Source organism: Cupriavidus sp. FW306-1B-F12B, assembly GCF_058781795.1.
Genome location: NZ_JBYSXC010000002.1, coordinates 412363 through 425696, shown reverse-complemented (window position 1 = coordinate 425696; position 13334 = coordinate 412363). Strand labels below are relative to the sequence as shown.

Here is a 13334-nt window from a genome sequence, read left to right as displayed (position 1 = left end):
CGTTTCGTGGGTCAGCCCTGTTGTCATTCGTCGCTGTTCCCGGCCACGATGCCCATCACCGCCATGCGCACGGCGATGCCAAAGGTCACCTGGTTCAGGATCACGGACTGCGGGCCGTCGGCCACGGCGGAATCGATCTCGACGCCACGGTTCATGGGTCCCGGGTGCATCACGATGGCGTCGCGATTGGCCAGTGCCAGGCGCTCGGGCGTGAGGCCATAGGCCTTGAAGTATTCCTGCGCCGACGGCAGCAGCGCGCCGCTCATGCGCTCGTTCTGCAGCCGCAGCATGATGACCACGTCCACGCCCTTCAGGCCCTCTTCCATGTCGTGGAAGACGCGCACGCCCATCTGCTCCAGCCCCGACGGCAGCAGCGTGCGCGGACCGATGGCGCGCACTTCGGGCACGCCCAGCGTGGTCAGCGCGTGGATGTCGGAGCGTGCCACGCGCGAGTGCAGGATGTCGCCGACGATGGCCACCGTCAGGTTGGTGAAATCCTTCTTGAAGTGCCGGATCGTGTACATGTCCAGCAGGCCTTGCGTCGGGTGCGCGTGGCGGCCGTCGCCGGCATTGATCACGTGCACGTGCGGCGCGACGTGCTCGGCGATCAGGTAAGGTGCGCCCGAGCTGGCATGGCGCACCACGAACATGTCGGCGGACATCGCCGACAGGTTGTTGATGGTGTCCAGCAGCGACTCGCCCTTGCTGGTCGACGAGGCGTTGATGTTCAGGTTCAGCACGTCCGCCGACAGCCGCTTGGCGGCGATCTCGAAAGTGGTGCGGGTGCGGGTGGAGTTCTCGAAGAACAGGTTGAACACGCTCTTGCCGCGCAGCAGCGGCACCTTCTTGACATCGCGGTCTGAGTCGGACAGCGATACGAACTGGCTGGCGGTGTCGAGGATGTGCGTGATCATGTCACGCGACAACCCCTCGATCGACAACAGGTGCTTCAGTTCGCCGTTCTTGGTGAGCTGCGGGTTGCGGAACGTCTTGGTCATGGCTGGTCGGGCGCGGGCAAAAAACGGGGGTGGTCTGGTCTCGGAGCTGGGGGCCAGGCGCGCACGGGCGCGCCTGGGGCATGCGGGCCGGTTTAGCCGGTGGCGGAATCGGTAGGTTCGGTCGCAAAGGCGAATTGTGCGCCGGCACCCTCGCCCTGGCGCGACAGCACCAGCGTGGTGCCGGGCGGCAGCGCCATCTCGGCGGCAGTCAGGTCGGCGGCAATCGGCAGCTGGCGCCCGCCGCGGTCGACCAGCACGCCCAGCGCCACGCGCGCGGGGCGGCCGTAGTCGAACAGCTCGTTGACGGCGGCACGGATGGTGCGGCCGGTGGCCAGCACATCGTCGATCAGCAGGATGTTGCGGTCATCCACCGAAAACGGCAGCGTGGTCGGCTGGGCCTGGCTGTGCAGGCCCTTCTTGGCATAGTCGTCGCGATGGAAGGCAACGTTGATCACGCCATGCTCGGGCAGCTTCAGGTCAGCGGCCAGCCGCGCGGCGATCCATGCGCCGCCAGAATGGATGCCGGCCACCGACCAGCGCGCACGCTCGGCCTCGGGGATCAGGGCCCGGGCCTGGTCCAGCAGCTTGCGGTACAGCGACTCGGCGTCGGGAACGGAAATCTGCGTCATAGCGGGAATTGGTCGAAATACTGTTGCAGGATGATGCGGGCGGCCTCGGCATCGAGCTCGCCGCGGCGGGCGCCGGCCATCGACGCGGCGCGCGAGGTATAGCGCTCGTCCACCCACTCCACCGGCAGGCCGAAGCGGCCGTTGAGCTGGTTGCCGAAACGCCGCGCCAGCTTCATCGAGGGCTGCTCGCCCCCTTCGGGGTTGACCGGCATGCCGACGATCAGCTGCACCGGGTTCCACGCCTGGATGAGCGCCGCCACGGCCTCGAAGCGGCCTTCCACGGTGATATTGGGGAGAATGGTCAGCGCACGCGCCTCGCGCGTGATGAAGTTGCCCAGCGCAACGCCGATCTTTTTTTCGCCGTAGTCGAATGCCAGGACCGTGCCGTCGCGGGGCAGTTCACGCCCCACGGCATCAGGCATGCCCGGCCTCGCCGGACAGCATGGTGAAGTCGATGCCCAGCAGCCGGATGGCGGCGGCGAAGCGATCGTCGGGCGGCACGCTGAAGATGATCTCGGGGTCGGCCTGGACCGTCAGCCAGCCGTTGCGGCTGAGCTCTTCCTCCAGCTGGCCGGCGCCCCAGCCGGAGTAACCCAGCGTCAGCAGGAAGCGGTGCGGGCCGCTGCCGTTGGCCACGGCCTCGAGCACGTCCTTGGAGGTGGTCATCTCCAGCCCGCCGGGCACGGCCAGCGACGACACATAGACGCCCACCGGGTCATGCAGCACGAAACCGCGCTCGGTCTGCACCGGGCCGCCGAAGTAGACCGGCTGGTGCGCGACTGGCTGGATTTCAAGCTTGAGGTCGATCTTGTCGAACAGCGTGGCCATGTCGATGTCGATGGGCCGGTTGATCACCAGCCCGAGCGCGCCACGCTCATTGTGTTCGCAGATATAGACGACGGAACCCGAAAAGGTCGGATCGGCCATGCCAGGCATGGCAATCAGGAACTGATTGGTCAGATTGATAGGTGCTTCGGGCTTCGCCATGCCTTGCATTTTATCAAATCGCCGGGGGTCTTCCGGAAAAGATTGGCGGGCGCTGCAGTGCAGCAATGAGCGCCCGGCCACGCTCTGGAACTGCCGTTTGGCTCAATCCTTGCGGGTCAGGGCGGCCAGCTCTTGTGCCGTCAGCCAGCGCCACTCACCTTCGGCCAGGGCCGGATCGAGCTGCAGGCCGCCAATGGCGCTGCGATGCAGCGCGCTGACATGGTTGCCGGCCGCCGCCACCATGCGCTTGACCTGATGGTACTTGCCTTGCACCAGGGTCAGCCGCAGGCTGCGTTCGCCGGTGATCTCACACGCTTCTGCCGCGATCGGTGCCGGTTCGTCGAGCAGCTGCACGCCACTGCACAGCGCATCGGCCTGCTCCGGCGTGACCGGCTCGGCGGTCGTCACTTCATAGATCTTGGGCACCTTGCGCTTGGGCGAGGTCTGGGCGTGGATGAACTGGCCATCGTCGGTCAGCAGCAGCAATCCGGTGGTGTCGTGGTCCAGCCGCCCCACGGCCTGCACCTCGCGCTGGCGCAGCGGCACCGGCAGCAGGTTGTAGACGCTGGGATGATGGCGCGGACGCTGCGAGCACTCGTAGCCGGTGGGCTTGTTCAGCATCAGGTAGGCCTTGGTGCAGGCCAGCCATTCCTCGCCGTCGACGGTGAGCCGCAGGCCGTCGACTTCAAACTGCGCGCGCGGGTCTTCGCACAGTTCGCCGTTGACCTCGACCAGCCCGGCGGCGATCAGGTCGCCGCAGTACCGGCGCGTGCCAAAGCCCTGGGATTGGAGGATGCGGTCGAGTGTCATGGAATGGAAAGTACGTAAGGATGGTTGATGGCCCGGGATGACAAGCGCCACGGAGCTCTGGGCAACCGTTTGTGTGCTCCCTCTCCAGCAAGCGGAAGAGGGAGCAAGCCGTCAGTTTGCAGGCTTTGTCAGCGGTGAGTTCGCGAGCGCCTGAAATCCTCAGGCCGCCAGCATCGCGCTCTCGCGATAATGTCGCTGCGCGTCGTCGAAGCGCTCGGTTTCCTCAAAAAGCCGCGCCAGCGCCAGGTGCGTGCGCACGCGCAGCCGGCGCTGCTGGTCGGGCTCGGCATATTTCAGTGCGCGCTCGAAGCTGGACTGGGCCTTGCCCCACAGCTTCTCGCCCAGGCACAGCACGCCCAGCGAGTAGTAGAGGTCGGCGTCGGCGGGATGCGCGGCCAGCCACTTCTCGGCCTGCTGGATCTGCGGCAGCGCGTGGCCGGGAACGGCGCAATCGGCATAGCGCAGCACCAGGCGGCTGTCCCAGTTGACCTTGAGCGCGTCTTCGATGATGCGGCGGGCTTCATTCTGCCGGCCCAGCGCCGCGAAGTAACGCGCCGCGGGTTCGGCGATGCGGGTGGCGCGGCGTTCGTCGGCGGACAATGAGCGCCAGAACTCGGTCAGCGCGTCGGCGTCGTGGCGGCGTTCCTCCAGCATGGCTTCGACGGCCATCTGCTTGAGCCGCAGCGCCAGCACCGGATGCAGCGCGTTGCGCTTTTCCAGCGAGCGCGCCAGGCGCAGCACCTCGGTCCAGTTCTTCAGGTGCTGGTGCGCGCGCAACGCGATGCGCTGCACGTGGATCTGGCGCGCACCCTGCGACTGCAGCTGGGCGATGGTCTCCAGCGCGCCGTCGGCGTCGCGGGCATCGACCAGCAACTCGGCCATCGACACCAGCCGCGCCTGCTCGCGCTCGGGGTCGGTGACCTGCGCCATCCAGGCGTCGCGCCGCTCGGTTTCCTGCATCCGGTGCGCGGCGCGGGCGCCGATCAGCGCGGCGGTCTGGGCCTGGTCGTCCCAGGACTGCGCCTCGCGCGCGGCGCGCTCGGCGCGGGCGAAGCGGCCGGCAAACAGGTTTTCGATCGACTCGCGCAGCGCCGCCTGTGCCTTGCTCATGCGGCTGCGCTCGCGGTAGGCGGCGGCGCGGCGCGGCATGTCGGCCAGATGGCGGACGGTGGACATCACCGTCCACACCACGAAGAACAGCAACAGCAGCAAGGCCAGCGCCAGGTTCAGCGACAGCTCGACGCGATACGGCGGATAGAACAGCACCACATTGCTGTGGTTGAACTGCGTGAACAGGGCCAGCCCGACGGCGCCGCCAAACAGGACCGCAACCCAGAACAGAAGGCGCATGGGCTTACTCCTTCTTCAGGGCATGCAGCGCGCCCAGGCTTTCGGACATGGTCGGCAACTGCACCGTGACCGCGCCGGCCTGCGCCTGCCGCAGCAGCGTCAGCACCCCCTGCACCCGGCGCGACTTGGTATCGAAATAGCGGCCGATCATCGCCTGCGCGGCGGCCAGGTCGTTGCGGAACACGGGTTCGTTGCGCGACAGCAATGCCAGGCGCGCATTGAGCAGGCGCAGCTTGACGTTCTCGCGCAGGAACCAGCCCTGGTCGCCAGACAGCAGCAGCGCCTCGGCGTCGTCGACCTTGCGGATGCGGACCACCTGCGCCAGTTCTTCGCGCAGGTAATCCCACAGGCGCGTGAACCAGCCCGGGCCCGCGCCGTTGGCGGCGGCCGGCGCGCTGGCACCGTTGGCCGCGGCGCCCTTGCGGGCGTCGGCCTCGCTGCGCTCCAGCATGCGTTCGCTGGACAGCAGCGGCAGTGAATCGACCTGGTTGATGGCCTCGTCCAGTTTAATTGCAGAGCCGGTCAGGTCGGTGTCGGGCACCGCCTTCATGCGCGCGACGTCGCGCGCGATGGCGCGGCGCAGCAGGTTGTATTGCGGCTTGTCGGCGCGCGCCAGGCGGGCGTCGGCGCTTTGCAGCGCGGCCAGCGCCACCTGCACGTTGCCGGTCAGCTGCAGTTGCTGGCCGGCACTGGTCAGCAACTGCTGGATCTCGGCGATTTCCCAGTCGTCGCGGTTGCGCATCAGGTCCTGGTAGACCTGTTCCAGCGCCACCTGCTTGTCGCGGGTCTCTCCGACCTGGTTCTCCAGTGCACCGACCTTGGCCTGCAGTTCCTTGACCGTGTCCTGCGCGTTGCGGGTGAGCACGCGCGACTCCTGCACCAGCGCATCATTGCTTTGCTGGCGGCGCGCGAGCTCGCCGGTCAGGTGGTCAACGCGCTGCTGCAGCCACCAGAAGCCGCCAGCCGTCGCCACCACCAGCACGGCGACGAGCGCCCACAACGCAGCGGACCGCCGTGAGGCTGCACTGGGAGCAGCGGGGGTAGCGGGGCCCGGCGCGGACGCTGCTTGCGCCGATGCTGCGGAGGCCGCCGTGGGCGGCGGCGTAGCGGAGGAGGACGTGGTTTCTTGCGTCACGCGTTCGACCTTCGTTGACGTTGCGGGAACTGCTGCGTCCGGCACGGGGGCCGGCGGCGCTTCGGCTGTGGCGCTGGGCGGGCTGGCGTCGATTGCCGCGCTGGCCATGCTTGCCGGCGCCGGACCGGCATGGGCATCGGCCCACTGCAGGCACGCCGCCAGCAGGCCGGCATCGCCCGGGGCGGCGCGCAGGATATGGGGAAAGCCCAGCGCCAGCGCCTGTTCGGCGATTCTCGCATGCGGCGCGATGCACTGCACCTGCCGCAGGGCAGCGTCTTCCTCAGGCGACAGATGCTGGCGTGCCAGCGCGTCAAGGTTGCGCACCGCTTCAGAACTGGTTAGGAGCCACGCATGCGGCGCCGCGCCGGGACGCAGGTTGTCGCGCACGGCCTGCCACTGCATGGCGCTGGGTTCGGGCAGCGTGCGCTGGTAGGCCTCGACGGCCTCGACCTGGGCGCCGGCCTCGCGCAGGCGGTCGCCCAGCCAGTCGCGCCCGCCGTTGCCGCGGATGATCAGGACCGGCTTGCCCGCCAGCGCGGCGGGATCGAGCTGGGCCCACAGGGCCTCGGAGTCGAAGCGCAGCGCTTCGGCCTCCGGTGCGGCGTCATCGGGGCCCTGCCCGTTTGCGGCAGCGCCCGCGGGCGCGATCACCCGGCACGCGGGCGGCGCGATGCCGCGCTCGGCCAGGGCCGCGACGCTGGCCGGCCCGACCACCGCCACCGGCACCTGCGCCGGCCATTGGGCCACGGCCACGCCCTGCACGCCAGCCAGTGTGTCGAGCGCGTAGGCAATGGCATTGGGACTGACAAAGACCACCAGCGCGAAGGTGTTCAGCCGCACCAGCGCCGCGCGCAGCGGCGCGTCGTCAACGGCCGGGCCGATGCCCAGCAAGGGAAAGCTGAGTACGTCCAGGCCCGCGGCCTGCAGCGCCTCGGTCAGTTGCCGGGACTGCCCGGCGGGTCGTGTGACAACGACGGTCGGGCTGGGCATGGGGCAGCCTCAGGCAGGAGCTTGGGAGCCGGCGGGATCGCCAGAATCGGCCAGTGCCGCGAGGATGGCTGCGGCACCCTGCGCCAGCAGGTCGCGCGCGCAGGCCTGGCCAAGCGCTTCGGCGGCGGCCAGGTCAACTGCCGGGCCGGACGCGGCAGCGCGGATGGCGCGCGTGCCATCGGGCAAGGCGACAAAGGCGTCCAGCTTCAGCTGATCGCCTTCCCAGCGCGCATGGGCGGCCAGCGGCACCTGGCACGAGCCGCCCAGCATGCGCGACACGGCGCGCTCGGCGCTCACGGCCAGCGCCGTCGGCTGGTGGTTCAGGGGCGCCAGCCATTGCGCAAGTTCAGGCCGGTTGGCCAGGATCTCGATGCCGAGGGCGCCCTGGCCTGCGGCCGGCAGCGACACCTCGATCGGGATCAGCGCGCGGATGCGCTCGCCCAGGCCCAGGCGCTTGAGGCCGGCGGCGGCCAGGATGATGGCGCCGTATTCGCCGCGATCCAGCTTGCCCAGCCGCGTGTCCAGGTTGCCGCGCAGCGGCTTGATCACCAGCTGCGGATAGCGGCTGCGCAGCGCGGCTTCACGGCGCAGGCTGGAGGTGCCGACCACGGTGCCGGCCGGCATCTCGTCCAGCGAGGCGTAGGCGGAAGACACCAGCGCGTCGCGCGGATCCTCGCGTTCCATCACCGCGGTCAGGGCGAAGCCTTCGGGCAACTCCATCGGCACATCCTTGAGCGAATGCACCGCCAGGTCCGCCCGGCCTTCGTCCATCGCGAACTCCAGTTCTTTGACAAACAGACCCTTGCCGCCGACTTTGGACAGCGTACGGTCTAGAATCTGGTCTCCGCGCGTGGTCATGCCAAGAATGGACACGTCGCACGCGGGATAGTATTGTTGCAATGCAGCACGCACATGTTCTGCCTGCCACAGGGCCAGACGGCTCTCTCGGGAGGCAATGACGAGCTTTTGCGGAAGATTGCGAGACACGACAGCGGTAGAGGAAGACAGGGTGGCAGACGACATGCGTCAATGGTAGCACGCGACCCAATAGTCCCTCCGCATCAATAGATAAGCTAGAAGCAGAACGAGGAGATTGCATGACGCAGCATGCTGCGCGCCCCAACGGCCGGCGGACCGCCCCGGCTGCGAAAGACCAAAGCCCTGCCCTCGGCGCCGGCCAGGGTGACGCAAACGGCGCATCCACCGCCGAACCGAAACGCCCCGCCAGCCGCAGCGGGACCAAACGTTCCCCCAAGCCCAAGCTTTCCATCGTGTCGAGCAACGGAACCACCATCGCCCCCACCGCCCGCCGCACCGCCGACAAGGACGTGCCGCTGCGCGAGGACATCCGCTTCCTGGGCCGCCTGCTGGGCGAATGCCTGCGCGAACAGGAAGGCGACGCCGCCTTCGAGGTGGTCGAGACCATCCGCCAGACCGCGGTGCGTTTCCGCCGCGAGAATGACCGCGCCGCCGGCGCCGAGCTGGACCGCCTGCTCAAGCGCCTGTCACGCGACCAGACCAACCAGGTCGTGCGCGCCTTCAGCTATTTCTCGCACCTGGCCAATATCGCCGAGGACCAGCACCACAACCGCCGCCGGCGCGTGCACGCGCTGGCCGGCTCGCCGCCGCAGGCGGGCAGCCTGGCCCACGCGCTGGAGGCGATCGACGCCGCCGGCGTGACCGGCAAGCAGCTGCGCAAGTTCCTGGACGAGGCTCTGATCGTGCCGGTGCTGACCGCGCACCCGACCGAAGTCCAGCGCAAGAGCATTCTCGACGCCGAACGCGAGATCGCCCGCCTGCTGGCCGAGCGCGACCTGCCGATGACCGCGCGCGAGCGCGACCGCAACACCGCGCAGCTGCGCGCCAAGGTCACCACGCTGTGGCAGACCCGCATGCTGCGCGATTCGCGCCTGACGGTGGCCGACGAGATCGAAAACGCCCTGTCCTACTACCGCACCTGCTTCCTGCGCGGCATCCCGCAGCTGATGAGCGAGCTGGAAGAAGACATCGCCGCGGTGTTCCCGACCACGCGCAAGCGCAAGGGCACCCCGGGCGCGCAGCCGGCGCCGCTGGCGCCGTTCCTGCAGATGGGCTCCTGGATCGGCGGCGACCGCGACGGCAACCCCAACGTCACCGCCGAGACGCTGGAGCACGCCGCCAGCCAGCAGGGGCAGATGATCATCGATTGGTACCTGGATGAGGTCCATGCGCTGGGCGCGGAGCTGTCGATGTCGACGCTGATGGTCGACGCTAGCCCGGAACTGCTGGCGCTGGCCGAGCGCTCGCCCGACCACTCCGAGCATCGCGCCGACGAACCCTACCGCCGCGCGCTGATCGGCATCTACGCGCGCCTGGCCGCAACCAGCAAGGCGCTGACCGGCCACGCCGTGCCGCGCCGCCCGGTGGCGCCGGCCGAGCCCTATGACAGCGCCGAGGCCTTTGCCGCCGACGTGCAGGTGGTGGTCGACTCGCTGCGCGCCAACCATGGCCAGGCGCTGGCCAACGGCCGCATCGACGCGCTGGCGCGCGCCATCGGCGTGTTCGGCTTCCACCTGGCATCGGTCGACATGCGCCAGGTCTCGGACGTGCACGAGGCGGTCATCGCCGAGCTGTTCGCCGCCGCCGGCATCGCTCCCGACTACGCCGCCCTGCCCGAGGCGCGCAAGCTGGAACTGCTGCTGGCCGAACTGCGCCAGCCGCGCCTGCTGACGCTGCCGTGGCACGAGTATTCCGAGCAGACCCGCAAGGAACTGGCGATCTTCGCCGCCGCGCGCGAGCTGCGCGCGCGCTATGGCAAGCGCATTGCGCGCAACTACATCATCTCGCACACCGAGACCCTGTCGGACCTGGTCGAAGTGATGCTGCTGCAGAAGGAATCCGGCATGCTGCAGGGCACGCTGGGCAGCAAGACCGACCCGGCGCGCATGGAGCTGATGGTGATCCCGCTGTTCGAGACCATCGAGGACTTGCGCAACGCCGCCGGCATCATGCAGTCGCTGCTGGACCTGCCGGGCTTTGATTCGGTGATCGCGCACCATGGCGTCGAGCAGGAAGTGATGCTGGGCTACTCGGACTCGAACAAGGACGGCGGCTTCCTGACTTCAACCTGGGAGCTGTACAAGGCCGAGCTGGAGCTGGTGCAGCTGTTCGAGCAGCGCCAGGTCAAGCTGCGCCTGTTCCACGGCCGCGGCGGCACCGTCGGCCGCGGCGGCGGCCCGACCTACCAGGCCATCCTGTCGCAGCCGCCGGGCACGGTGAACGGCCAGATCCGGCTGACCGAGCAGGGCGAGATCATCAACAGCAAGTTCGCCAACGCCGAGATCGGCCGGCGTAACCTGGAAACCGTGGTCGCCGCCACGCTGGAAGCCTCGCTGCTGCCGCAGCAGAACGCACCCAGGGACCTCGACATGTTCGAGGCCGTGATGCAGCAGCTGTCGGACCGGGCCTTCACCGCCTACCGCGACCTGGTCTACGAGACCCCGGGCTTCAAGGACTACTTCTTCGCCACCACGCCGATCACCGAGATCGCCGACCTGAACCTGGGTTCGCGCCCGGCCTCGCGCAAGCTCATGGACAAGAAGAACCGCCGCATCGAAGACCTGCGGGCGATTCCGTGGGGCTTCTCGTGGGGCCAGTGCCGGCTGCTGCTGCCGGGCTGGTACGGCTTCGGCAGCGCGGTCAAGTCGCTGCTGGACACCGCGCCGGACGACAAGGCGCGCAAGCTGGCCGTGACCACGCTGCGCCGCATGGTCAAGACCTGGCCGTTCTTCTCGACGCTGCTGTCCAACATGGACATGGTGCTGGCCAAGACCGACCTGGCCGTGGCCTCGCGCTACGCCCAGCTGTGCGACGACGCGGCCCTGCGCCGCACCGTGTTCAACCGCATCAGCAAGGAATGGCACCTGACCTGCGAGATGCTGACGCTGGTCACCGGCCACCAGGAACGCCTGGCGGACAACCCGCTGCTGGCGCGCTCGATCAAGAACCGCTTTGCGTATCTCGATCCGCTGAACCACTTGCAGGTCGAGCTGCTCAAGCGCTTCCGCTCGGGCAAGGATGGCGATGACATCCGGGTGCGGCGCGGCATCCACCTGACCATCAACGGGGTCGCGGCGGGCCTGCGCAATACGGGCTGATTGGCGTCAGAATGCTGCCGGTCTGCGCCCCTCTCCCGCGAGCGGGAGAGGGGCGCGTCCACATCGGGCGGCAGCTCTTTCAAATGGCGCCAGTCTGACCCCTCACCCCACAAACGCCCCCGGCACCGGATCTTCACCCAGCGCGTGCAGCAGCACCGCCCAGTGCATCGCCTCGTCCCCGAGGATGCTGCCGGCGGCGCGGGTCAGTTCGCGGTTGTGGAAGTTCGGCAGCACGCCCAGGTAGGCGGCGGTGGCGCCCCTCTCCAGCCCCGCGGCAAAGCGCAGCACATCGGCCTGGGTCTTCAGCTTGTCAGTCGGGAAGGTGTATTCCGACGCCTTCTTCGCCACCACCGGGGTGCCGCCCAGCTTCGACACCGTCCCGGCCAGCACCTGCGCGTGCGCCTTGTGGTGGTCCTGGAACTTGACCGCGGTGGCGAGCACCGGCTTTTGCAGCAGGCCGCTTTCCGCGCCGACCTGGTAGGCGGCGATCGCCTGGTATTCCAGTCCCAGCGCGGTGTTCAGGATATTGATGTCGTCCCTGGTGCTGCCCGACTGGGTCTGCGCCCAGGCCGGCATGGACTCGCCTAGGCTGATGACGGCGAGCGAGCCCAGTGCGAACAGGCCCGGCGCCTTGAGCAGCCCGCGGCGGCGCGCATCGGGCGCGGTCACAATGCGGTCACGGGAATCGGCCGGATCTGCCGTGGCGGCAGTCGTGCGCATGCGTTCCATGGTGTTCTCCTGTGTGGGATCAACGGCGCCGCGGCCCGCAGTCTGGGGCCGCCATCGTGCGCCTGCCACCTGATACGCACGCCGGGGCCAATCGGATGCAAGGTCGTGCCTATAATCCGGCAACACCCTTTCGCGAGACGCCCCGGTGCCCCCCTCTCCGGTGTCCCCTTCCGCCGAAACCTACGCCGCGCCGCCCGGCGCCGAGCGGCTTGCGGCCCTGCTCCAGGCCGTGGCCATCGGCGAGCGGCAGGCGCTGCGCGGCCTCTATGACCTCACCGCGACGAAACTGTTTGGCCTTGCGCTGCGTATCACTGGCAGGCGCGATTGGGCGGAGGATGTCGTGCAGGAAAGCTTTGTCAGCATCTGGCACCACGCCGGCGACTACCGGCCGCACCTGGCCGCGCCGATGACCTGGATGACCGCGATCGTGCGCAACCGCGCGCTGGACTGCCTGCGCCGGGCGAGCGCGGCACGCGTCGGGCAGACGGTCGAGCTTGACGAAGACCTGGGCGAATGGCTGGCCGACGACACTGCCGGGCCCGCGGAACTGGCCGATGCCAGCCAGCAGGCACGCGCGCTCAACCGCTGCCTGCAGCGCCTGGAGCAGCCGCAGCGCCAGGCCATCATGCTGGCCTACCTGCAGGACCTGAGCCACGCCGAGCTGGCCGCCCGCCTGCGCGCGCCGCTGGGAACGGTCAAGTCCTGGATCCGGCGCGGCCTGGAGCGGCTGCGCAGCTGCATGGAGGGCGCGGCATGAAGCTGGCCAGCCATCCCGACCTGCTCGACCGCATCGCCGCGCAGTACGCGCTGGGAGTGCTGCGCGGCGGCGCACGGCGCCGCCTGGAACAACTCGCGCGCGAAGAGCCCGCGGTGCGCGCCGCGATCCACCGCTGGCAGGCGCGGCTGGCGGGCGTGGCCGAGTTGCAGGCGGCCGCCGAGCCGGTCGACAAGGTCTGGTGCGGGATCGAGGATCGCCTCGGCTGGAAGGTGGCAGATCCGGCCGGTCAGCCGGACCGCCCGGCCCCTGACACCCGCCCCGCGGACGGCTGGTGGCAGCGCCTGTGGTCGGCCCCGGTGTTCTGGCGTGGCGCCGCGGCGGCAATGGCCATGGTGGCGGTGCTGGCCGTCGGCATCGGCATCCAGCTGGCCCGACGGGATCAGGCGGCGCCGGCCGAGGTCGTCGCCGTGCTGAACGACGACCGTGCCCAGCCTGCGATGCTGGTGTCGTGGGATGCCGGCGCACGCAGCCTGATCGTGCGCCGCCTGGATCACCTGGCGCTGAGCGACGAGCAGGTATTGCAATTGTGGGCGTTGCCTGCAAGCGGCAAGCCGCAGTCGCTCGGCGTGATCGGCCGGACACCCGAAGCCCGGCTGGCGCTGGCGCAACTGCCCGCGGCGGTGCCCGCGCTGGCGGTCAGCATCGAGCCGCCGGGCGGCTCGCCCAATGCCGATGGGCCAAGCGGCCCGGTGGTGTTCAAGGGGCCTGTGATCCACAGCCGGCTCTGATGAACGGCGCTGCCGCGCCGGCCGACGCCGCCAGCGGGCCGGCGGGCGATATAATCGCCGTTTC

12 protein-coding genes are annotated in these 13334 nt (G+C 69.1%); 3 read left to right on the top strand and 9 right to left on the bottom strand.

Translation table 11 applies throughout. The features are described 5' to 3' along the window. Nucleotides 1–23 precede the first annotated feature (23 nt). The 8 genes from AC3WLE_RS05245 to hemC form a co-directional block, all read right to left on the bottom strand. Nucleotides 24–998, bottom strand: coding sequence for an aspartate carbamoyltransferase catalytic subunit (locus AC3WLE_RS05245; RefSeq protein WP_010813825.1), 975 nt, complete (start codon nucleotides 996–998; stop codon nucleotides 24–26). Nucleotides 999–1090: 92 nt separating this feature from the next. Continuing rightward, entirely contained in the window at nucleotides 1091–1627 is a 537-nt protein-coding gene (pyrR, locus tag AC3WLE_RS05240; RefSeq protein ID WP_492318869.1) for a bifunctional pyr operon transcriptional regulator/uracil phosphoribosyltransferase PyrR, read from the bottom strand. Then, nucleotides 1624–2049 (bottom strand): Holliday junction resolvase RuvX, encoded by a 426-nt coding sequence (gene ruvX / locus AC3WLE_RS05235; protein WP_012353630.1) that lies wholly within the window; start codon nucleotides 2047–2049, stop codon nucleotides 1624–1626. The genes pyrR and ruvX overlap by 4 nt, the downstream gene beginning before the upstream one ends. Further along, nucleotides 2042–2614 carry a YqgE/AlgH family protein gene (locus AC3WLE_RS05230; protein ID WP_010813828.1) on the bottom strand — a complete coding sequence of 191 codons (573 nt, stop codon included), beginning with the start codon at nucleotides 2612–2614 and terminating at the stop codon, nucleotides 2042–2044. The genes ruvX and AC3WLE_RS05230 overlap by 8 nt, the downstream gene beginning before the upstream one ends. A gap of 102 nt (nucleotides 2615–2716) precedes the next feature. After that, entirely contained in the window at nucleotides 2717–3424 is a 708-nt protein-coding gene (locus AC3WLE_RS05225) for a pseudouridine synthase (protein ID WP_492356372.1), read from the bottom strand. Between the two features lie 159 nt (nucleotides 3425–3583). After that, complete coding sequence (locus AC3WLE_RS05220; protein ID WP_492356371.1) at nucleotides 3584–4774, bottom strand: heme biosynthesis protein HemY; 1191 nt, start codon at nucleotides 4772–4774, stop codon at nucleotides 3584–3586. 4 nt (nucleotides 4775–4778) lie between these two features. Next, the gene (hemDX, locus tag AC3WLE_RS05215) at nucleotides 4779–6899 is read right to left on the bottom strand and encodes a fused uroporphyrinogen-III synthase HemD/membrane protein HemX (protein WP_492356370.1); all 2121 of its coding nucleotides are present in this window, start codon (nucleotides 6897–6899) and stop codon (nucleotides 4779–4781) included. Nucleotides 6900–6908: 9 nt separating this feature from the next. Continuing rightward, nucleotides 6909–7922 carry a hydroxymethylbilane synthase gene (gene hemC, locus AC3WLE_RS05210; protein ID WP_492356369.1) on the bottom strand — a complete coding sequence of 338 codons (1014 nt, stop codon included), beginning with the start codon at nucleotides 7920–7922 and terminating at the stop codon, nucleotides 6909–6911. 74 nt (nucleotides 7923–7996) lie between these two features. Between hemC and ppc the strand changes: the two genes are divergently transcribed. Continuing rightward, on the top strand, nucleotides 7997–11035 hold the full coding sequence (gene ppc / locus AC3WLE_RS05205) for a phosphoenolpyruvate carboxylase (RefSeq protein WP_492356368.1): 3039 nt from the start codon (nucleotides 7997–7999) through the stop codon (nucleotides 11033–11035). 102 nt (nucleotides 11036–11137) lie between these two features. Here ppc and AC3WLE_RS05200 read toward each other — a convergent pair whose 3' ends face one another. Further along, nucleotides 11138–11764, bottom strand: a complete 627-nt coding sequence (locus AC3WLE_RS05200; protein WP_492351456.1) for a ferritin-like domain-containing protein — start codon at nucleotides 11762–11764, stop codon at nucleotides 11138–11140. 160 nt (nucleotides 11765–11924) lie between these two features. Here AC3WLE_RS05200 and AC3WLE_RS05195 point away from each other — a divergent pair, with 160 nt between their 5' ends. Next, nucleotides 11925–12521 carry a sigma-70 family RNA polymerase sigma factor gene (locus AC3WLE_RS05195; RefSeq protein ID WP_010813835.1) on the top strand — a complete coding sequence of 199 codons (597 nt, stop codon included), beginning with the start codon at nucleotides 11925–11927 and terminating at the stop codon, nucleotides 12519–12521. Next, on the top strand, nucleotides 12518–13270 hold the full coding sequence (locus AC3WLE_RS05190; RefSeq protein WP_492356367.1) for an anti-sigma factor: 753 nt from the start codon (nucleotides 12518–12520) through the stop codon (nucleotides 13268–13270). Before AC3WLE_RS05195 ends, AC3WLE_RS05190 begins: the two co-directional genes overlap by 4 nt. Nucleotides 13271–13334 lie beyond the last annotated feature (64 nt).